Annotated in this window: 1 protein-coding gene; it reads right to left on the reverse strand. The window is 56.7% G+C overall.

All coding sequences use genetic code 11. The features are described from left to right. Positions 1-314 (reverse strand): peptidogalycan biosysnthesis protein (locus E5Q11_RS17495; protein WP_210426343.1); only part of this gene is annotated, 314 nt, incomplete at both ends.

Consider the following 314-nt stretch of genomic DNA (forward strand, 5'->3'; position numbering starts at 1 on the left):
GTCGACAGCACCCGGTCGGAGATGTCACGGCCATGGAAACGGCTGAAGCTGATTCCCTGTTCTGCCACCTGCCGGCGCTCTTTGCGGATAGCATTGCGTTTGCGAGAGGTCAGGGCAGTCAGAAAATCCTCGAAGTCCTGGTAGCTTCTATTATTCCAGTGGAACTGGCAGCCAATCCGGTGCAGTTCTGTTTCCTGGTGCAACAGTGACTGATCAGCGGCGTCTGGAAACAGCAGGTGCCAGGAATGCACCCCCATATCGGCAATCAGGTTATCCAGCAGGGTGGGAACATCGCCGGTTTCAAGACTGGCCCG

It is taken from the genome of Marinobacter confluentis (assembly GCF_004785685.1).
GTDB lineage: Bacteria > Pseudomonadota > Gammaproteobacteria > Pseudomonadales > Oleiphilaceae > Marinobacter > Marinobacter confluentis.